Source organism: Photobacterium aphoticum (assembly GCF_001029435.1).
Taxonomy (GTDB): Bacteria; Pseudomonadota; Gammaproteobacteria; order Enterobacterales; family Vibrionaceae; genus Photobacterium; species Photobacterium aphoticum.
Genome location: NZ_LDOV01000044.1, coordinates 12,628 through 33,926, shown reverse-complemented (window position 1 = coordinate 33,926; position 21,299 = coordinate 12,628). Strand labels below are relative to the sequence as shown.

General features: G+C 48.2%; 10 protein-coding genes and 1 pseudogene. 5 read left to right on the top strand and 6 right to left on the bottom strand.

The annotated features are described in order from the left end of the window. Positions 1 to 19 precede the first annotated feature (19 nt). Positions 20 to 1,126: a phosphoribosylaminoimidazolesuccinocarboxamide synthase gene (locus ABT58_RS21135; protein ID WP_047876428.1), complete on the bottom strand. Its 1,107-nt coding sequence runs from the start codon at positions 1,124 to 1,126 to the stop codon at positions 20 to 22. A gap of 344 nt (positions 1,127 to 1,470) precedes the next feature. Here ABT58_RS21135 and ABT58_RS21130 point away from each other — a divergent pair, with 344 nt between their 5' ends. The 3 genes from ABT58_RS21130 (at position 1,471) to ABT58_RS21120 (ending at position 7,088) form a co-directional block, all read left to right on the top strand. After that, the gene (locus tag ABT58_RS21130; protein ID WP_047876427.1) at positions 1,471 to 3,828 is read left to right on the top strand and encodes an ATP-dependent helicase; all 2,358 of its coding nucleotides are present in this window, start codon (positions 1,471 to 1,473) and stop codon (positions 3,826 to 3,828) included. Positions 3,829 to 4,019: 191 nt separating this feature from the next. Beyond that, positions 4,020 to 6,002, top strand: coding sequence for a diguanylate cyclase domain-containing protein (locus ABT58_RS21125; protein ID WP_053063161.1), 1,983 nt, complete (start codon positions 4,020 to 4,022; stop codon positions 6,000 to 6,002). A gap of 207 nt (positions 6,003 to 6,209) precedes the next feature. Continuing rightward, positions 6,210 to 7,088, top strand: coding sequence for a GNAT family N-acetyltransferase (locus ABT58_RS21120; RefSeq protein WP_047876426.1), 879 nt, complete (start codon positions 6,210 to 6,212; stop codon positions 7,086 to 7,088). Positions 7,089 to 7,160: 72 nt separating this feature from the next. Here ABT58_RS21120 and ABT58_RS21115 read toward each other — a convergent pair whose 3' ends face one another. From ABT58_RS21115 to ABT58_RS21105, 3 genes and pseudogenes are all read right to left on the bottom strand, one after another. Beyond that, positions 7,161 to 8,408, bottom strand: coding sequence for an NADH:ubiquinone reductase (Na(+)-transporting) subunit B (locus ABT58_RS21115; RefSeq protein ID WP_047876425.1), 1,248 nt, complete (start codon positions 8,406 to 8,408; stop codon positions 7,161 to 7,163). Positions 8,409 to 8,963: 555 nt separating this feature from the next. Further along, positions 8,964 to 12,038, bottom strand: a pseudogene (locus ABT58_RS21110) (efflux RND transporter permease subunit); the annotation flags it as partial. Continuing rightward, positions 12,038 to 13,195 (bottom strand): efflux RND transporter periplasmic adaptor subunit, encoded by a 1,158-nt coding sequence (locus ABT58_RS21105; protein ID WP_047876424.1) that lies wholly within the window; start codon positions 13,193 to 13,195, stop codon positions 12,038 to 12,040. The pseudogene ABT58_RS21110 and the gene ABT58_RS21105, both read right to left, overlap by 1 nt. Positions 13,196 to 13,540: 345 nt before the next feature. Between ABT58_RS21105 and deoR the strand changes: the two genes are divergently transcribed. Beyond that, positions 13,541 to 14,308, top strand: a complete 768-nt coding sequence (deoR, locus tag ABT58_RS21100; protein WP_047876423.1) for a DNA-binding transcriptional repressor DeoR — start codon at positions 13,541 to 13,543, stop codon at positions 14,306 to 14,308. Positions 14,309 to 14,431: 123 nt separating this feature from the next. On the opposite strand, the gene ABT58_RS21095 is transcribed toward deoR, so the two are convergent. Beyond that, positions 14,432 to 17,077, bottom strand: coding sequence for an ExeM/NucH family extracellular endonuclease (locus ABT58_RS21095; RefSeq protein WP_053063159.1), 2,646 nt, complete (start codon positions 17,075 to 17,077; stop codon positions 14,432 to 14,434). A gap of 40 nt (positions 17,078 to 17,117) precedes the next feature. Then, entirely contained in the window at positions 17,118 to 18,200 is a 1,083-nt protein-coding gene (locus tag ABT58_RS21090; RefSeq protein WP_047876422.1) for a porin family protein, read from the bottom strand. 460 nt (positions 18,201 to 18,660) lie between these two features. Here ABT58_RS21090 and ABT58_RS21085 point away from each other — a divergent pair, with 460 nt between their 5' ends. Then, positions 18,661 to 21,216, top strand: a complete 2,556-nt coding sequence (locus tag ABT58_RS21085; RefSeq protein ID WP_047876421.1) for an Ig-like domain-containing protein — start codon at positions 18,661 to 18,663, stop codon at positions 21,214 to 21,216. Positions 21,217 to 21,299: the final 83 nt, after the last annotated feature.

Below are 21,299 nucleotides of genomic sequence, written 5' to 3'. Positions count from 1 at the left end.
TATGTTTTAGCGCGCGGCGTTAATCGACGATTAAATCGTATCCGTCACGCAAAATCTGAATGATTTCCGCTTTCGGGTTGTCGCTCAATACAATCGGCTGCCCCGTCACTTTCTCCGCAATACCGGTGTACACGCGAGACACATCCATCAGCGCTTCGACAGGCAGTTCGTTATCGCGCGCCAAAGCAAAACGCTCTTCCATGCGATCTTTGTTCAACAGAATATCGGGATCCGGGAAGTGGTTCAGTAGCATCTGGCGGAAACCTTCTTTCGAGTTCTCGATGATTTCGCCATCACGGTAAGCGGCGCCATCCCAAATACGGGAAGAATCCGGTGTACCCACTTCATCCATGTAGATCAGCTTTTCTTTGCCGTTTGCATCGGTCACATAACCAAACTCAAACTTGGTATCCACAAAGATTTGATCCAATTCGCCCAGCGCTTGGCTGATCACATTGAAGCCTTCACGCAGCAGGGTTTCATAGTGCGCGATGTCTTCTGGGCTGCGGAAGTTAAAGGCCGCAAAGTTGTTTTCCAGATCGCTGCGGGTCACGTTTACATCGTCTACTTCCGGCACGCCAGGGATCCCTTTCAAAATGCCTTTGGTCGATGGCGTCATCAGTAGATCAGGGAGTTTCTGATCTTTTTTCAGGCCTTCTGGCAGAGCGATACCACAGAAGTCGCGCTCACCGTTGCTGTAAGCACGCCACATAGAACCGGTAATGTATTGACGGCAAATGGCCTCAACCATCACAGGTTTGGCTTTTTGTACAATCCACACGAAAGGATGAGGAATATCCAGAATGTGGCTGTCAGCCAGGCCATTGTCACGGAACAGTTGGAACCAGTGATTAGAAATCGCGTTCAACGCCGCGCCTTTACCCGGTACACCTTTCAGGCCACCTTCAGCACGCCAGATACAGTCAAAGGCTGAGATACGGTCACTGATCACCATGATGGCCAGCGGGGCATCCGGCTGGACGTTGTAGCCTTTTTCTGCGATCAGACGACGGCTGTCTGCTTCGGTTAACCAGTATACGGAGCGTACTTTCCCACTGTGAACGGGTTTGTCTGTACGAATGGGCAGGTCATCATTTACAGCGAGAACTTGATCAGTAAGGCTCATGGCGAATTCCTATTTCAAAAGTTAAACGAAGGTCATCCAGTTAAGGCGAAAACGCTGCCTTAATACGGTACGAGGACCGTTGATGCGGCGATAATAACAGAACTCTAAATGGCTTTCAGCTAGAAAAGCAAACGTTTGCGCAATTTTATTTTCCATTGCTATTGGGATGGCTATTTCCTTTGCACAGACAGTTAGGTTGAAGATAGGTTGGCGGATAGAAAGGGAAATCCGGCCAGAAAGACGGAGGTTATCCGCAGTTGGGGGTTAAGTGCTGAGAATTTAGTCATCGCTGAGCGGGCAAGTGTGGCAAAATCAGCAGTTCCATTTTGACTATCAGGTTTCCTATGACGCGTTTTACCTCGGAACAATTGGCATTCATTCAGCATCAACAGGGAAATGCGTTATGCATTGCTGGTGCGGGAACGGGGAAAACCACCACGCTTGTCGGCCTGATAGTACAAAAATTGGCCACCATTCCTGCCCAAGGAATGCTGGTGTTGATGTTTAACCGCGATATTCGTCTCGACTTTCAAGCCAAACTGCAATCCAGCGGCATTCAGGCCCCTGTGCCAGTACATACCTTTCACAGTTTTTGTTTGAAGTTTCTTAACCAAACTGGCTTTTTGCGGGAAACCGGGTATCGGGTCGATTACCAGAGCGGCGAAAGCGACAAGGCGCTGGTGAAGGGTATCTTGCGTGATTTGTCGGGGTTGGAAAAAACTTACCAGCGTCAGCAGATGATCAAAGATCCCAAAACCATCGAACTGCTGCTGAGTTTCATCGGCTTGGTGAAAGCCTACATGTTATCGCCGATGGAAGTCTTCAAACTGGCGGATATCAGCCGTGATTATCTGTTTATTTTGGATGCGTATGATGAGTTTGAAACCCGTCGTAAAGCCCAGAAGTTACTGTTCTTTGATGATTGGTTGGTGGAATCGGTCAAGCTCTTAGAAGGCAATGATGCCATTCGTGCCCATTACCATCAGCAAGGTAAACTGATCGTGGTCGATGAGTTTCAGGACATCAATACAGCGCAATACCGTTTATTGAAACAGTTGCTGGGACCAGAAACGCAATTGCTGGCGGTGGGCGATGTGGATCAGTGTATCTATAAATGGCGGGGCAGCGCGCCACAGTTTATGCTGAATTTTGAACAGGACTTTGCGCCCGCAACCACTTACACCTTGTCACAAACCTTTCGCTTTGGGCACAGCCTGGCGTTAGCTGCCAGCCATCTGATTGCCAATAACAAACAGCGCTTCAGTGATTTTTTGACCACCTCGGGGGAAGGGATCACCGATACTGCCGTCGTGGAATGTGGCTCTGCTCGTCAGGTGGGGGAAATTGCGCAATCTATTCAAACTCATTTGGAAGCGGGCGGAAAAGCGTCCGACATTGCCATTTTGGTACGCCGATGGTCACAGACCCTGCTGTTTGAATTGGCGTTTTTAAGCAAGAAAGTGCCGTACCACATGCCCGTGCCGTCCGTGTTAGCGCACAGTCGGGAAGTCAAACTGCTGATTGAAGTCATGAGCTTGGCGACTGGGCGGTTCAATGAACAAGCGGTACCGGCCAAATCGGCGCTATTGTTCAGTTTGATGAGCTTTCCGCACTGTTATGTGCCCAACAAAACCCTGAAGCCGCTGTGTGATCAATTAGCAGGGATGGATCCGAATACCTGGATGACTTTCATTGGCCGTTATGAAAAAGCCAATGCCAGTCTGAAATTGGATAACTTGATTGATCGTCTGTTATTGCTGGTGCAATTAATGCGCAAAGGCAGTTTCAAGGCGGCATTAGTGTACAAGCAGTACCGCAATGAGAGTGGCCTTGATACGTGGATTTGGAAGACCGAAGCTACGGCCAGTGAAATTGAAGAGGCCATTGAGCGACTCGACAGTGTCAGTACCGTGTTGGAAAGCATGGATCAGGATTGCGCCAAAGCTTTGCAGTATTTTGAATACTACCTGTACCAGTCGGCTAATCAATCTGCGAATCAGGCTATTCAGAGTCAAGCCATGCAGACTGCGGGGGGAGAAGCGTCACCCGTAACGCCGGATAGCCAGAATACCGTGCAGTTGACCACCATTTTCCGTGCCAAAGGGTGTGAGTATGACTATGTGCATCTGCCATTCTGGGATAAAGATGCCTTCCCGTATGTGAACAAAGCCGCCGGGTCGATGGGGGCGGATATCGAAGAAGAGCGTCGTCTTGCGTATGTCGCTTTAACGCGTGCCAAAAAGAAAGCCTGTGTGTATTACACGGTGCCGGAAAAGTCTTTAGGCAGAGTCACCAATGCCAGCCGTTTCGTGTTGGAATCGAAAATGGCGGTGGCCAATGAGTTGGGGCCACAGCTGTATGAAAGCGGGGAGTTACCGTATTTCTCTAGTCCTGTCGCCGAAGAGTACTGTCGACGACTCGGGCGAGAGCAAGATGTGAAGGTACCGAAGAAAAGTGTGAAACGCCAGCAGACAGACAGTGGCGAGGTGTCATATAGCTACACATGGGCGTTGGCACAGCCGTTACCGGAAAACGCCGAAAAAGTGATTCATGCCATGATTCGAACGAAAACGGCTAAGTATCTGGATACGGAAATGAGCCGTATTTTGCGGGAGTTGACCACCGTGGCAGAAACGAAAAAGCGCGTGCTGGTTAACCGACTTATTGTCACCGCGAACGCGAGAAGCCGGGTTCGCCGATAGCGAAGCAACGATGAAATAGGAAAAACGACGCTCAATATATAGTCTAAAGATATAAAACATCAGGCATAGCAATCAGTGTTATGTGAGAATATTCCTACAAAGACTGTATTTATTCTCTGTAGTCTGATAAAAATGCGGTTGGAAATGACAAGACAACGGACTTTGTCTACAAAAACCAACACAAGTGTCTAATGTTTAGTTATATTTCGTCTCTTTCAACGCGCTTTTTTTCGGCGCGTTTTTGTTTTCTTATTTTGGGTTTGTTTACGGATGCCTCGCTGGTGTGGGCAGATCCGGTCGTACACAGTGTTTGTCATCCTGCGTTATCTGAGCATTTTGTCTCTCCAGCCAATGCGTATTTGAATTATTATCAATTAGCGATTAATAATCCGATTTTGGCCGATGAACTTTCCGATCAGTTCGATACCAGTGATAAAGTCAGTGTTGTGCCTGCAGAATCGGCATTATATCTGTTAGGGCAGTATAAAATTGCGCAATTTAAAAAAGAGAGTGACTATAAGCAGTCACAGATTTTACAGCAATTAACCGATTTAGCCTTGCATTCCAAACAGCGTTGGATCAGTGACGAAGTCGCATTTTTAGTCGCGTTAAATTACTACTACAAGAAAAATTATACGCTGGCATACGCACAACTTGAAGCGAGTGAAAAGCGCGCGATTGCTTCAAATAATCAACATTTATTAGCCCGAAGCCTGAAATGGTTAGCCAATATTGATATTGAAGAGCTGCAATATAAGCGGGGTTTGAATAAATATCAGCAGGCTTACCGTATCTTTCAGCAGTGTGATAACTACCCGCAACTGACGCTTATCCTCACCAATATTTCGACGGTATATATCCAGATGGAAGAGTGGGCGGAAGCCAAAGACTATGCGGAACGCGCGCTGGCGATGTATGAAGAACACGGCATGAACAACCCGTTTATTGCCACGTTACTGCATACGAACTTGGGTGAAATTGCGGCGAAATTTGGTGAGCAAGAGCAACAAAAAGAGCACGTTGAACGTGCAGTATTATTGGCAGATCGCATCCCATTAGTACGTGCGCAAGTGATCACACGTATGAATTTGTCATCGTATTTTATTGATACGGGGGATTATGATCGTGCATTAGATGTTGCTCAGCAGTGTTTGGTTGTGGCTCTTGGCGAGAATAGTCAGCATCCCGTGAACAGTGCCAATTGTGATGAAAGTATTGCGAAGGTGTATTTAGCGCAAGGGCGCTACAAAGAGGCATTGAAATACGCGCGAACCGCGATGGTGAGTTATAAAGCGTACAATGAGCGGGTGCGGTTGCTGGAAGTCTATAAATTATTGGCTGATATTTATGAACGCTCCGGTGATTTCAAGCAAGCACTGACCTTTTATAAAGCCTACTCAGAAACCGGCAAAGCGTATTTGTTCGCTATTCGTCATAATGAATTGTTTTATTTACAAGAACGATTTGATGAAGAAGTACACGAAAAAGAAATTGCGTTATTAAAGTCAGAAAATGCACTGGCAACGGCCACATTGGCTGAAAAAAAAGCGGGTGTGAATATGTTGCGCCTGACATCCGGTTTTATTTTGCTACTGCTTTACTTGTTGTATCGCCGCTATATGGCCGTGAATAACGATAAATCGGTATTGGAACAATCCAATGAAAAATTAGTGACGGAGCTGGTGGCCGATCCGTTGACAAACTTGGGCAACCGCCGTTTTCTGGCACAGTGGCGCAACGCATTAAAGCGGGATGATTACCCACAAGGTTTGGCGGTGGTGGTGGTAGATATCGACCACTTCAAACACATCAATGACCGGTTAGGCCATCATATTGGTGATGAAGTACTGGTCGGGATCGCCAATCGCCTGAAAACCTTAGTAAGAAAGCACGATTTGATTGTGCGCTGGGGTGGTGAAGAATTCATTCTGATTTTGGCTTGTAATGAACAGAACAGCGAGCGCTGTCTGCAACGTATTTGTGAACAGGTGGCAGGGGCGCCGTTTGCCTTGAGTTGTGGTGAGCAACACGTGACCATTTCGATGGGGGCGAAGTTTGTTTCCCATGCCGGTGAGTTAATGGATAACTGGGATGAAATATTAATTGAGGCAGACAAAGCCTTGTATCAGGTGAAAACATCTGGCCGCAATGGTTACCATCTGGCAGATGCTTAACAGGCTACGCCACTGATCGGCCAGAAAGTGGAGAGGATAATGACTGGAAGAAACAAGCAGGATGTTGATATTCCCGTCATTTTGATGCCATTCCGTGCGCGCTTAGTACGCAGAGTGTCAGCAGGGTCACAAGTTATCGTAAATCCTCCCAGTCAGAGGGGGGGAGTTTGGTACACTGCGTGTATGGCCATTTAGTCGGCGATAGGGATGAAAGCGTCTAGATATCATATTTTTACCCAATACAACGGTGAAATCACGCCGGTTCATGAGGCTGATGCCTGGCATGAGGCGCTGGCATTAGCGCAGCGTTATATCGCAAAGGATACCCCATGCTGGGTGTTTGACAGCGAAGCCACAGACGGACAAGTGGATGTGTTCACCTTTGATGCTGCAGGCGGAATCCAACCCACTGGACACTGCGCGTCACCCGCATTACGGGCTGTGCAACTCACGCCGATTGCCCGACTCTCTTTTGCGGCATTAGTGCCGTCTTTATCGCTCGATAACTGCACGGTGCTGATTGAGCCACTATTGCCAGCATCTTTACACGCATCGACAGACGAATGGATTGAAGAGGAGTTCGTTGCTTTCTCCGCCTTAGCGCAAACGGCCAGTGAAGGCGCGGTGCTACAACCGCCATTACACCGCCATATGGCCGATGAAAATGATATCGCCCTCAAGGTGTACCACCAAGGGGCGTTAATTGCTGTTGCGACGTTCAGTCGCTATCTTGAAGATCACCGTTTTCCTGCCAAGTCCTCAGAGCTTTACTATGAGATTGCGCTGCATAGCGTGTATGTGAAGGCTGATTATCGTGGCTTGGGGTTGGCGACCGCGTTATCCACCTTGATTGTCAATATTGCCCGTAAAGACAGTGAACAGGTCTACCGTCACGTATCTGCACTAGGTATCAATGTAAAACTGTGGTTTTCCGCCTTAGCGATCACTGAAGGGGGCGAAGCCATTTGTGATGTGCTGAGTGAAGCGTTTGTTGAAATGGCGGATGATTTGATTGATGAGTTGCTTGATGAAGGGTATGCCGTTCGTTATCAAGAGCCAATGATTTTCGTCGATAGTCTGTTCTAATTCGATTTTTCTGTGTGCCGCCAGCACGTAAACATGCTGGCGGTGTTGTTTAGCGGAGCGGTTTGATAGGCGTTATTTCGCCGGATGACGTTTGAGTCGGCGCGTGATATTGGCGCGAGTGACCAAATTGTCGAACAGCGGCGCAAACAGGTTAGCAAACAAGATCGCCAGCATGATCCCTTCCGGATAGGCCGGATTCACCACCCGAATGAAGACGGTCATCACCCCAATTAAAATCCCGTAGGCCCATTTCCCTTTGTTGGTGAAAGCGGCAGAGACCGGGTCAGTCGCCATAAACAGCATCCCGAACGCAAAGCCCCCCAGTACCATATGCCACCAGAACGGCATCGAGAACATTGGATTGGTGTCTGAACCAATGGCATTGAGCAGGCTGGCCGTAAGCACCATCCCCAAGAATACCCCAGCGACAATGCGCCACGAGGCGATTTTCATGAAGATGATCATTAAGCCCCCCATCAGCAAAAACAGGGTAGAGACTTCCCCCATTGAACCCGGAATATTGCCGATAAAGGCATCCATCCAGGTTAAGGTGTCTCCGGTGGTATTGTGCACTAATGCGGATTGACCATTATCGGCCCATTGGCTCAGTGGTGTCGCGCCCGTATAGCCATCAGCGGCTGTCCACACCAAGCCCCCTGAAATCTGTGCAGGATAAGCAAAATACAAAAATGCACGACCTGCTAATGCCGGGTTGAGGAAGTTACGTCCGGTTCCCCCGAAGATTTCTTTGGCGACGACAATACCAAAGGTGATACCCAGTGCGGCTTGCCACAGCGGCAGGGTCGGCGGCACGATCAGGGCAAAAAGGATGGAAGAGACGAAGAAGCCCTCGTTAATTTCGTGTTTTCGTACCATGGCAAACAGCACCTCCCAAAATCCCCCGACAATGAAGACGACGGCATAAATGGGCAAGAAGTGCATGGCGCCAAGCAACATTTTACTGCCCCAGCCAGCTGTGGCGGCCAGACTGCCCCCCAGCGTTTCTGTCAGACCGTAGCGCCAGTTGTCTGCAATGATGGCTGGCAATTGTTCCGGTGAATAGAGCGAGTGGAGTGCAATAATGGCTTGATTACCAATGTTATACATGCCCCAAAACAGCGCAGGGAAGACAGCCAGCCAGACCATGATCATGATCCGTTTGAGATCGATACTGTCACGGACATGGGTATGACTTTTAGTGACTTGTCCGGGGGTGTAAAGCAGGGTGGCAATGGCTTCATACAGCGCATGCCATTTCTGGTATTTTCCTCCTGGTTCAAATGCGGGTTCTAATTTTTCTAACGCAGATTTTAAACTCATGGGTTAGCCCTCACGGTAGCAAAATCAATAGGCGAGTCGATTCGCCAATACATCACTATTGTTACGGGCTGAGTGGTGAGATAGATGAGATCTTTTTTTAAGCATAGGCGATAGTGGTAAGAGATCTCAAACCCGCTTTCAAACCAGAACTTAAACCAGAACTTAAACCAGAACTTAAACCCGGATGGGCGCGTCAGTGGCGAAAGGCATAGCGCGCTTGTCATGATGTCTGACAAACGCGCGATGTTGTTACTGTGCTATGCAGTGGCGATGAAGGCTTATTACGCCATGAGGGAGGGACAACGCTTACTTTGTTGACTCATCTGCATGCTCACCGGCCTGTGGGGTGGCTGTTGTTGTGGTGGCCGCTGCCGGAGAAAACACCCGACTCAGCCCCTGCTGCACAATCTCGCTGGGATCGCCATGTGTCGACGCGGTATGGCGTTTAGGCTTGGCGGCGTCTTGAGCCGACTGCGGTGCGCTGATCGATCCATCTGCATGACGCGCTTGCTGTGAATGCCCCTGCTCAGCGGTTCCTTTGCCGGACATCAAATGTTTGTCCCGTCCCAACATCAATAAACAAGGGGTCAATATTAGCGTGAGCAGGGTGGCAAAGGCCAAACCGCCCGCAATGGCGGTGGCTAATTGTGTCCACCATTGCGTGCTGGGTGCGCCAAACTCCACATTTCGGTTGATGAGATCAATGTTCATCTCCAGCACCATAGGCATCAAACCGAGAATGGTGGTTATCGTGGTCAGCATTACCGGACGCAAACGCTGGGCACCGGTGTGCATGATCGCCGTGACTTTATCCAAACCGGTTTTGCGTAACTGGTTGTAGGTGTCAATCAAAACAATGTTGTTGTTCACGACAATCCCCGCCAGTGCAATGACCCCAATACCGGACATGACGATACCAAACGGGCGTTGGAACACTAACAATCCGAGGAATACCCCGACGGTCGAAAACAGCACCGCACTGAGGATCAAAAACGCCTGATAAAAGCTGTTGAACTGGGTGATCAGAATCAACCCCATCACGGCAATGGCCATCAGAAAGGCATACTGTAAGAACACCATAGATTTGTTCTGATCTTCGTTCTGGCCTTTGATCTGTACTTCAGTACCTTCAGCAAAACGCATGCCTTCAATGGCGGCAGTGACGTTAGGCAATTCCAGACTCAGGTTGTAGCCTTCGGCCATGTCGGCATAAATTTCCAACACCCGCTTACCGCCAGTGCGGTTGATGGTATTTTGCTTGGGCGCAGGGGTAATGCTTGAGAAGTTAGTGATCGGTACCATCCCATAAATGGTTTTCACCCGGAGTTCGTCGAAGCGACCAATATCTCGCTTGTCTTCCGGGTAGCGAACCAAAATATCCACTTCGTCATCGGTATCGTCTGGCAGGAAGTCACCCACATTTAATCCATTGGTGACAAACTGTACCGTGTTACCCACCAGCGTGGCATCACTGCCAAAGCGTGCGGCATCATCACGGTCGATATTGATTTGCCAGTCAATGCCTTCTTTGTCGCCAGAGTCGGACAAGTTAGTGAATGCCGCTTGGCTGGATAACCACTGCTTCACTTGTAAGATCGCATCCTGCATGGCGTCATGGTTGTTGCCCGTCACTTGGATTTCCAGATCATTCTCGCTGGGCGGGCCAGCCCCTTCAGTTTTAAACTCGACTTCAATGCCCGGTAAATCTTGTACGTGTTCGCGCATATCTTCGATGATGTGCTTGACCGGTTCACGGTCTTGCCAGTCCACCACACTGAATTGCAGGGTGCCAATCATGCCGCTGCCACCGGTACGGGTGTAGACACTGTCAACACTGGCGTGACCCAACAGCCGTGATTCCACTTGCTGCATCAAGGCATCTTTTTCATAGATAGACAGATCGCCATGTGAGCGCACATTGACGGTAAAACGTGAGGGATCCACATCCGGGAAGAATTCCATGCCCAATCCGGCTTTGCCGTAGGCGATACCGACCGCAATCGCAAACACAATGGCACTTGCCAGCACTTTGAACGGGTGACGGATAGCAATGGCCAAGCTGTTGAGATACAGCTTGGTGATCCCTGTCGCTTGATCAAATCGTCCTTGTTCTAACGCCTGCTTTCGAGCTTGCTCTTTTGGGCTGATGTATTGCGGTTTACCTAACACTTGCCCAAGCACCGGCACAAACAGTAGCGCCATCACCAATGAGGCTGATAGAGTGGCAATGAGCGTTATCGGCAAGTAGCTCATGAACTCTCCGGTGGTATCCGGCCAAAATAGCAGGGGCGCAAACGCGGCCAGCGTGGTGGCGGTGGATGCGGTGATGGGCCATGCCATGCGTTTGGCTGCTTCCCGATAGGCGTCTGCCGGCCGGACATTCTCCTGCATACGGCGATCCGCGTATTCGGTGATGACGATCGCTCCGTCAACCAGCATGCCAACGGCCATGATCAAGGCAAACAGTACGATCATGTTGATAGTGATCCCGCCGATGGCGAGGATCAACAGTCCTGTGAGGAAAGATCCCGGGATCGATATGCCGACCAGAAACGCGGTGCGGGCCCCTAAAATCGCAAGAATCACCACGACAACAAGAATGATGGCTGACAAGATGTTGTTCTGCAGATCAGTCAGCATGTTATTCACGTCTTCCGATTCATCCAGGGTGTATTTCACCAACAAGTTATCGGGCCATTCATCACGTTGTTGTGCTTCTGCCATGACGGCTTTGACAATATCGACCGTCTCAATGATGTTTTCACCGGCACGCTTCTTGATTTCTAGCACAACCGCGCCTTCACCATTGAGGCGGGCGAAACTGTTCGGATCACGAAATGCACGGCGAATGGTGGCCACATCCCCAAAGGTCACCACGGTGTTGCCATCGACTTTGATCGGCAATTCCAAGATGTCTTTGAGTGATTCAAATACCGAAGGCACTTTGACGGAAAAGCGGCCATAGCCAGTATCAATGAATCCCGCCGCGACCACGCGGTTGTTGCGGGAAATCAGGTTAAAGACATCTTGCTGATCTAAGCCGTAGCTCTCCATCAAGAGGGGATCGACGATCACTTCAACGACATCTTCACGATCGCCGGCAATATCGACTTCCAGAATCTGGCGGAAGCTTTCTAACTTATCTTGCAGTTTGCGGGCGATTTGAATCGTGGTGCGCTCAGGCACGGTGCCATACAGCACGACGGAGAGTACCGGCACTTCACTGGCCAGCGTGATTTCATTAACGGTAGGCTCATCACTGTCTTCCGGCAGCTTGTTTTTGGCGATATCCACCGCTTCACGAACATCCGTCAGTGCGGTATCCAGATCGCTGCCCGCATTAAATTCCAACACCACAGAGGCATGACCTTCTGAGGCGGTCGCGGTCATTTTCTTCACGCCTTCAATGGACTGCAATTCCCGCTCTAAAGGACGAACAAGTAGCCGCTCTGCATCACTGGGGCTGATCCCTTGGTGACTGACCGAGACATAAATAATGGGAATGGTGATATCGGGATTGGCTTCTTTCGGGATCACTTTGTAGGTAATCATCCCTGCAATCAGGAGGAGTACCAACAAGGTCATCATGGTACGTGAGCGGCTCAATACCGCATCGATAAGACTATGCATTATTGGCTGTCCTCATTATCACTGTCCGCTTTATCTTGTTCTCGAGCAGGAATAACGGTATCACCATCACGGACAAAGCCTTGCCCAACAGTAATGACCTCTACCGGATTGGGGGTATCACCCAACCAGACGCCATCCGGCTCCACTTTGACGACAGCGATGGGGATAAACTTGACTTTGTCGTTATCGACAATGGTTTTGATCCCTAAATTGCCCGCCTCATCTAATGCCAGCATTGAAGGGGTCATCTTGATGGCATCTTTGGTTTCCAACAGCAGTTCGAGATTGGCGCTGGTCCCTGCGGTAAAGCGCATATCCGGGTTGCTGATTTCCACTTCGATAGGGTAGGTATTGGTATTGGCAGACGCGACGGAGGCGCGGTAGCGAAGGGTGCCTTCTGTCTGGTGATCCGAAACGAGTTGTACGGCGGCTTTTTGCCCTTTGAACACATGATTCACATGGCGTTCGCTCACATCTGCGCTGATCACCAAAGGATCTAAATCCACGATATTGGCAACAGGATCGCCAATGCCGACATAGTCGCCTTTTTCAATGTGCAAAGATTCTAAAATGCCATCGAAAGGGGCATAAATGACGGTATTTTCTAAATCGATTTGGGCGCTACGTAAGGCGGCTTTGGCTTCTACCAGCGCGGCTTCTGTCTGGCTTAGGGCTACTTCTCCCTGCAATCCACGTTTACGCAGAGATTGGGCGGCTTTGTATTCTTGATTGCGGACTTTTAACAGCGCTTGTGCCCGTTTGAGTTGTAATTCGCGATCCGCTTTGCTGAGTTGAACCAGGGCTTGTCCGGCTTTGACGTTATGGCCTTTTTTCACCAGTAACTTCTCAATGGTGCCAGAGACTTCGGCGGCCAGAGTGGCTTGACGGTTAGGGGCGGTACGGCCATACAGTGACAACGTACGGGCGACAGCTTGGGTCTGAAATTGGCTGACTTTAACCGTGGCCAGTGGGATCTCGGTTGTGCTGGCGGTTTGAGTGCGGTTGTTTTGGTTGTCGGTTGAGGGGGATTGGCTAGCCTCATCGGATGGCGTTGTGCCGAGTCCACTGAGTAGCCAGGCAGCAATCACCACTAATATGATGACAGAGAGTATCCAGGGTTTACGTGAAAACGGGTTATTTATCGTCATTTGTCTCATCCTAGCCGACAGAATCATTACATCTCTTTAACGAAGACTGTATCAGCTTGGATGTCTATTGTTAATGTTTGGTAAATAATTATCTTTTAATCAATGGGATGTCAGGATGGAGGGGGCATGGTTGAGGCGATTTTGACCCTTCCCCTTTTGACGATGCACGGCAAGGAATCGGTTTGTGGACAGGCATTTTGCGCATGGGAAAGAGCCGAATAGTCGCTTTCTATATTGCTTTATGGGTTGGGTCACAGGCTGGGGAACAGAAAGATTCACATCATCAATAAGTGCGTATAATTCAATGATTAATAAATAGATTAATAAATAAAATAACCATTGGATAAGAAGCGAATGCACGAAACAAAGCAGGAGAGGCGGATACGGCAACTGGTTGAATTATTGCACCGTAAAGAAAAAATGCACCTGAAAGAAGCGGCGAAAGCCCTGACCGTTTCGGAGATGACATTACGCCGTGATTTAATTGAACCTCATGCCGGATTAAGCGTGATTGGTGGGTATATCATTAACAATCAACGTCATGAGGATGATTTTACCTATTGCCTGCGTGAACAGCATGAAAGCCACGTGCGAGAAAAAGCCGAGATGGGTAAGTGTGCTGCTGGACTGATTAAGCCTAACGATACGGTGTTTTTTGATAACGGCACCACGGTGGTACACATTATTCATGCCATTGACGATAACATCCCGTTTACCGGTGTCTGCTTTTCACTGAATGTCTTTTTAGCCTTGAAAAATAAACCCAACTGTAGCCCGATATTATGTGGCGGCGGGTTTGATCCCCAATGCAATCACTTTTATCCGATCTCTGAAAACAATGAGTTGGATGATTTGCGTATAGATATCATGTTTGCCTCGGCGGCAGGAGTCGATGGCCGGCTAGGCGTGACATGTTACGCTTTAACGGAAATCCCCTATAAGCGCCAAGCGTTGCGACAATCTCAGTCGGTCGTGCTGGTGGTGGACAGCAGTAAGCTGGGTGTTGTGCGTAAAGCCGTGGTGTGTCAGTTGCCAGCGATTGATCAGGTGATTTGTGATGTTTCTTTGCCTGCAGAATGGAGGGCAATGTTAGGGACTGATGAGCAACGAGGCGCGCGTTAACAGATATCTGCGAGAAGCTGTGTGCAGGCCTCACGGCAAAGAAAAGAATAAAAAAGAGGCTGAATGTGTATTCAGCCTCTTTGCTTTTATTGGTGATTGCGTGTTATCAGAGAGTTCGTGAACTTACTTGCGGAATCGACGCAAGAAGCCCAATCCCATCAGTGACAGCAAGCCCAGTAGACCCGTTGAACCGCCACCGCCTGTGCCATCGTAAGGTGGAATGGTGATTTCAGGCGTCAGTGAATCACGTTTCACGACGTCGACTTCCATCGTCATCGTCGCATCTTCAACAGGTGTTGATTTTTCGTTAGACACACGAGTTAGTGACATAGTGACAGTATAGCGACCAGACTCTACACCATTAACATCGAAGAAGATTGTTTGTTCGCCATCTTTACTTAAAGTAATTTGCGGTAAAATCACTTTATCCATATCTTTAGGTGTTGGTGAAAAGGCAATCGATGCGATGTCACCCTTCTTAGCGTTTGCAAAGCGAATAGGGTAGGCAATCTCCATACGACCACTCTTTGCAGCGATCACGACAGGTTGGCCATCTGTTTCACCGTATTCATAGCTCAGCGCAATAATCGCGGGGTCATGATCCGATGAGCGATATGGTGTTTCTGCGTAGAACGGGTTATTACCCCACGTAGTATCCTTATATTTGTTGCTATAGTCGAACAGTGGCGATTCTACAGAGTTAATATGCCAATCAGTCGCATCAAGTAATTTTTCTTTTAGTGATGGTGTGATAAGTACATGATCAAGTGAGCCGATTTCATCGTTGTATGAATAGCTCCAACTTGATTGCATTTTCTCAGCATCTTTCATCGCCACGGCATTCAAGAAACCAAATGACTGCGTGATTTCAGCACCAGTCTCACCAAATTGAGGCTTGTAGCCGATGAAAGTATCACGTGCTGCTCGGATCGTCTTGCCATCAGGGAGATCGGATGGGATCTCTGTCAGCACCAGCATGGCATCTTCCTGGCCGTAAGAGTTAAAGTCACCCATGACGACCTGATCGCCACCGATTTTTTGCATCTGCTGACCAAGTTGAACGGCAGCGGCTACGCGGAATGCTTCACATGAGCCTTGGAAGTCGGCGTCTTTTACGCTGTCATATTTAGGGTCAAAATCATCCCAGGTTTCCCAACCCTGCCAGTCTTCCCAGCAATTAGAGCCTTTTGATTTGAAGTGGTTAACCGCAACCGTCAGTTTTTTTCCGGTGTGATGCAGGTGGAAGGTCGCGGCTACAGTATCACGCTGGTAGTTTTTACCACTTTCACGTAGTTCACCTTTTTTATCTATGATTGGGTTGCCGTTCTCATCGGTGACCATTGGTGCGTCTTGACGAGGCATAGTGATGATCTGAGAGGAATCCAGTGATACTTTGCTTGGACGGTAGATTAAACCGGAGGTAATAGCATCGCCGCCAATACTGTCCAACTCATCAAGCATTGCGTTACCATTGGAGTCAAAACCAATAAAAGAGTAACGATTATGGACAGACTCTGGGTCATCCATATATTCACTATCGTATTTAGCGTTAAGGGCATTCACAAATTCATTGATTGCGCCAAAATCCCCAAAACCATTATTTTCGATTTCCATCAAGCCAACAATATCTGCATTAAGACCAAAAATGGCTTCAATGAGTTTTGCTTGTTGTTGTTCAAACTCAATTCGACTTTCCGCACCACGATTAGAGCCATGTTGATTGTCAGAACCACCGTAAGGTGAATTGAAATAATTCAGCACATTTTGTGTCGCAATACGAATCGAAAAGGCATCTTCGTCTGTATCATCATTCAGAGTAGGGGCAGGATCATCATTGTACTTTGAACGTGGAGTATTGTGTTTAAGGTTATCTTTAGTGATGGTATTTGTTGCGATTAAGCGATATTCACCATATGAATAATGAACGACACCTTCAAGACCAATTACACTGTCATTAACACGAATGTAGTCTTCTTGTTTGTAGTCTGAAGCCTTATTCTTAAAGTCTGGGTAATATGGAATGGTACCATTGGGTGCATTTTTATCACTTTCCACAAATAAGCGATAATTACTGTTTTGCCTAGCTTGGTCTTTAGATGCCTGACTGCCTGCAACATGTTCTTGGTTTGGTTGCATATTAGGGCGCTTGTAAGCCAGTACCATGTTATTTTTACGACCTTTGTAATCATAACTAAAAGTACGTGACACGCGCATATCATCTAATGTTTCTGTAGATAGATCGATATCTTGAGGCAAGTTAATTAACATGCCTTCATGTCGTTCAAGAGTCTTCTTAAAGTCATTTTCATCACTTGCAATCACTTCAAGATCGATTGCAACAGGTGTTATTGAGGCGTTCGCGTTAACAGTCCAACTGTTTGCAGTAAGCAGTGTTAGCCCATAATCCTCTTTGACCTTACCAATAACAGTCACTTCAGAACCAACAAAGTCTTCAGGTAAGGATTTACTGGTTTTAATGAATAAACCGTCAGAAGTGAGCGGATTGTTATCATTAGAATAGATATAGAAACCTTGTGACTGTTTAGAGTTAGTTGTCACTGCTGTAACAATACCCGTAACTTGATAGGTTTCTTTGCTTTCATATTCACCTTTATTGAGTAAAGGTGATGAGTAACTTTCACCTTGAATTTCGCCAACAGTCACCGAAATAGGTGCAGTAGAAGCTTCTGTAGAAAATTGCTCCGCCATGGCTGGCGCAGAAAGGGCAGTGGCAACCGCTGCCGATAAGAATGTCAGTTTATTGTTCATGGTTAACCTTAATCACGAAAATACGAAATGAGAGTGCGGATTAGAAGTACACGCGTGCGTAGGCATACACATCTTGCGCGGCTTCACCGACGTTACCTTCAATGGCCAACAGGGAAGAACGTGTTGGTTTGAAGTTCACGCCCAAGGTGCCCCATGTGCGGCTGCCGCCCCAGTCGTAGTCTTTGCCATCCCAGTACTGGCTGTTTTCATCCCAGTGCTCATAGGCTTCGTAGTTGCTGGATACTGTGATTTCCCACTTTGGTGAGAAAACGTATTTCGCAGAAATCAGCGCACCTTTGTGATCAAGCGTTTGGTAGTCGTTGTAGGTGTAGATTTTGTTATTTGGATCAGTCACGTTAACGGCGTTTTTCTGTTGTGCAATGTCTTCTTGCTCATAGAAGCCGTTTACGCCGACAAAGAAATCTTGCGTGATGGCAACACGGGCACCAAAGCCAACCAGATATTGCTCACCGTATTTTGAGTCACCGCGAGAGCCATTACGGGTTTCTAGGCCGATAACCGCAGAGAAGCGCTTGCCAAAGTAGCCCGCGTAACCGTTCATGATATCGCCAAGTGATGAGCCTGAGCTCGATTCCGCATCGTAGCTGTAAGAAGCACCAATCTTAATATCACTGAAACGGCCTTCGTATTTCACGGTCGCGGCTTGGTCGCCGGCTTCGCCTGTTTCGACGGTGGTATCGAGCGTGAAATCACCGTATTTGTCGTAATCATCAAAAGCGGTATCGGTTATACCAGCTTCAATGTAGTGGTTATCATTAAAGGTGTAACCCAAGAACATCTTGTCGATGCTAAGCACCATGTCGCCTGTGCCGTATTTCCAGTTTTCGCGCTCGTAATCCAGTTCTAAACGGTAATGAATATCGCCGTTTTTCCCTTTGGCGCCCAGTGTGGCAAACGAGTCATCGATATAACTTTTGTCCTTATAAAATTCGCCAGACGCATAGTCAGCGCCAAAGTGGCCACCGATGCCCACTTCGCCATAGATGTCCAGATAGTCACCGTTGTCACTCTGGTAAACCGTTGCGGCATGTAAAGCGGGTGCAAAGAATAGTGCGGATAGCAATGACGCTATGGCTGTTTTTTTAGGTGTGGCAATGTCCATTATGCAACCTTTGTGATGATTAAAACAAATTGCGTTATTAATGTTCCAATGTTCACATTCAATTGCGGCGCGAATCAAACTGACGATGAATCTAATGAGATCTCTATCAATGGTGTTGCGAGAAATAAAACAGAACTGTGATAGTTGATATTCATTAGGGGTTAACTGTGACTCATTGTTTTGAGTGTAAAGTGACTGATTTTCATTGTTTTTTATTGCTACGCTTGAATAAGGGGATGTGTGTTTTTCTCGATAAAAAGAGTGATGATCATGCATGTTGTCATGAGAGAGAAAGTAACAAAACAAAAGTAAATTGGGATGTTCTATTAATAGTTTGGAAATTTAAGTGTGAATTTTCTGTGCTGAATGATTTATTGAACATGATGAATGAAGGATATTTTATTTTTTGAATAAAGAGTGAAATATACCTTTTTGGTAACTGTGAGTAAGGATATTCAGCATGCGTAAAATTTTCATACCGTCTGCAATAGCACTGGGTTTGGCGTCAGCCTATCCAGCGCTAGCGTATGATTGTACGGCGTTACCAGAGTGGCAAAGTAACGTCGCTTATAATGGCGGAGCAGAGGTTCAGCAAGGTGGTGATGCTTATAAGGCGAATTGGTGGTCATCAGGCAATCGCCCGGATCAAAACTCAGGTCAATGGCAAGAGTGGACGAATCTTGGCCAATGTGGAAACCCTGGTGGTACTAACCAACCCCCGACTATCGATGTCACGTCTCCTTTGAATAATGCCCAATTTACTGACGGCGATAGTATTACCCTTTCCGCAAATGCCGCTGACAGTGATGGCGCAGTACGTGATGTCGAGTTCATGGTCAATGGCGCCAGCGTGGCTGTGGTTGATCAAGCGCCGTATCAATTTGTTTGGAAGAATGTGGCGGTGGGTCAGTACACCATCACTGCGGTAGTGACCGACAATGAAGGCGCGGTGACACAAGACAAAGTGAAGATTGCCGTTAATCCTGCAGATGGTGGAGTACCGCCTGTGGTGGATTTGGCTTATCCAACTGCAAATACACAAATGAAAGCCGGTGATCAGGTCGTACTGAAAGCCAATGCTTCAGATACTGATGGGGCGGTCGCACGCGTTGAGTTTTACGTTGACAACCAGCTGGTGGGCAGCGATGAAACATCACCGTATGAAATGCCTTGGACGGCCACAGAAGGGTCACATACTTTCAAGGTGAAGGCGATTGATACGGACAATCTTGAAGTCTGGTCACAGGAAGTGACGGTGGCGGTTGAAGGCTCTTCAGGCGGCAGCGGTGGTTGTGCAGGTGTACCGCAATATAAGGCGGGTACCAAGTACAATGTCGGTGATGTAGTTCAGAACATGAACTACAAGTATGCGTGTGATATCGCGGGTTGGTGTTCATCAAATTCTGCATGGGCATATGAGCCAAACACAGGTGCATACTGGCAGGAAGCATGGACAGAATTGGGTATTTGTGCCATTGGCCCAGTTGTAAGTTTCACCACACCTGCGGATAACGCGACCGTACTTGCGGGTGAAAACGTGACATTGGCAGTAGAAGCCACGGATGCGGATGGATCGATTGCAGGGGTTGAATTCTTTGCAGCAGGCCAGAGTTTAGGTGTCGACACGCAAGCGCCATACAGTGCAAATTGGCTGGCAAGCGGAAACGGTGAAGTGAGCCTGAGCGCGGTCGCGACGGATAACGAAGGCAATGAAGGGAAAGCGGGTGTCTTGGTGAAAGTGAGCGATCAGCCATTGGTGGCTTCACTCACATCGCCAACCAGCGGTACCACCGTTGGTTTAGGTAAAGCGATCAATATGTCCGCTGAAGCGACATCTATGAGCGGCACCGTGACGAAAGTGGAATTCCTTGTGAACGGCCGTGTGGTGGCGACTGATACATCTGCACCATACACGGCACAATGGATCCCAGGCTCTGTGGGTAGCTATACCATTTCTGCCCTTGCGACAGACAACACGGGTTTGACGGCGGCCACTGCGGGTGCAACCGTGAAGGTGTTTGAGCAATCAGCGGTGAAACATAAGTTGATTGGTTACTGGCACAACTTCGTGAACGGCGCAGGCTGTCCAATTCCATTGAGCGAAATGTCAAAAGCATGGGATATCATCGATATCGCGTTTGCTGAAAACGATCGCAACAGTGATGGTACGGTACACTTCAACCTGTACAGCGGTGATATTTACAGTGACTGTCCGGCGTTGGATCCTCAGAAGTTCAAACAAGACATGGCTGCGCTTCAAGCAGAAGGCAAAGTGTTCGTGCTGTCTCTGGGTGGGGCTGAAGGCACGATCACGCTAAATACCGATACAGACGAAGCGAACTTTGTCAGCAGCTTGACGGATATCGTGAAAGAGTGGGGCTTCGATGGTCTGGATATCGACCTGGAAAGTGGATCTAACCTGTTGCACGGTACGCAAATTCAGGCACGTCTACCTGGCGCATTGAAGAAAATTGAAGCCAACATGGGCGGCGATATGTACCTGACTATGGCACCAGAACATCCTTATGTTCACGGTGGCATGATTGCATACAGCGGCATCTGGGGGGCATACATTCCGTTGATTGATGAGCTTCGTGATACGCTTGATCTGCTTCATGTCCAGCTATACAACAACGGCGGCCTGCCTAACCCATATCTACCGGGTTCTGCGCCAGAAGGTTCTGTCGACATGATGGTTGCGCAGTCGAAGATGCTGATTGAAGGCTTTGAATTGGCGAACGGTCAGCGTTTTGCACCACTACGTGATGATCAGGTCGCGATTGGTCTGCCTTCTGGCCCAAGCTCTGCGAACTCAGGTCAGGCGCCAACACAGAATATTCTGGATGCGTTGGACTGTCTGACGAAAGGCACCAAGTGTGGCACGGTGAAACCTGCCTTTAATTACCCGAACTACGGCGGGGTAATGACATGGTCTATTAACTGGGATAAGCATGACGGTTACAACTTCTCAGGCCCGGTGGGCGATAAGTTGAAAGTCATGAATGCAGGCCAGTAAGGATAGGGCATGACGGAATGAGTCAGCGTTTGTTATGACAACAGTGCTGAACTAACGATAAGCCGTTCATCCTTGGATGAGCG

Excerpts from the sequence above, each read along its gene's own strand:
- ABT58_RS21135 (WP_047876428.1), bottom strand. The coding sequence starts at position 1,126 with ATGAGCCTTACTGATCAAGTTCTCGCTGTAAATGATGACCTGCCCATT.
- ABT58_RS21130 (WP_047876427.1), top strand. The coding sequence starts at position 1,471 with ATGACGCGTTTTACCTCGGAACAATTGGCATTCATTCAGCATCAACAG.
- ABT58_RS21125 (WP_053063161.1), top strand. The coding sequence starts at position 4,020 with ATGTTTAGTTATATTTCGTCTCTTTCAACGCGCTTTTTTTCGGCGCGT.
- ABT58_RS21120 (WP_047876426.1), top strand. The coding sequence starts at position 6,210 with ATGAAAGCGTCTAGATATCATATTTTTACCCAATACAACGGTGAAATC.
- ABT58_RS21115 (WP_047876425.1), bottom strand. The coding sequence starts at position 8,408 with ATGAGTTTAAAATCTGCGTTAGAAAAATTAGAACCCGCATTTGAACCA.
- ABT58_RS21105 (WP_047876424.1), bottom strand. The coding sequence starts at position 13,195 with ATGAGACAAATGACGATAAATAACCCGTTTTCACGTAAACCCTGGATA.
- deoR (WP_047876423.1), top strand. The coding sequence starts at position 13,541 with ATGCACGAAACAAAGCAGGAGAGGCGGATACGGCAACTGGTTGAATTA.
- ABT58_RS21095 (WP_053063159.1), bottom strand. The coding sequence starts at position 17,077 with ATGAACAATAAACTGACATTCTTATCGGCAGCGGTTGCCACTGCCCTT.
- ABT58_RS21090 (WP_047876422.1), bottom strand. The coding sequence starts at position 18,200 with ATGGACATTGCCACACCTAAAAAAACAGCCATAGCGTCATTGCTATCC.
- ABT58_RS21085 (WP_047876421.1), top strand. The coding sequence starts at position 18,661 with ATGCGTAAAATTTTCATACCGTCTGCAATAGCACTGGGTTTGGCGTCA.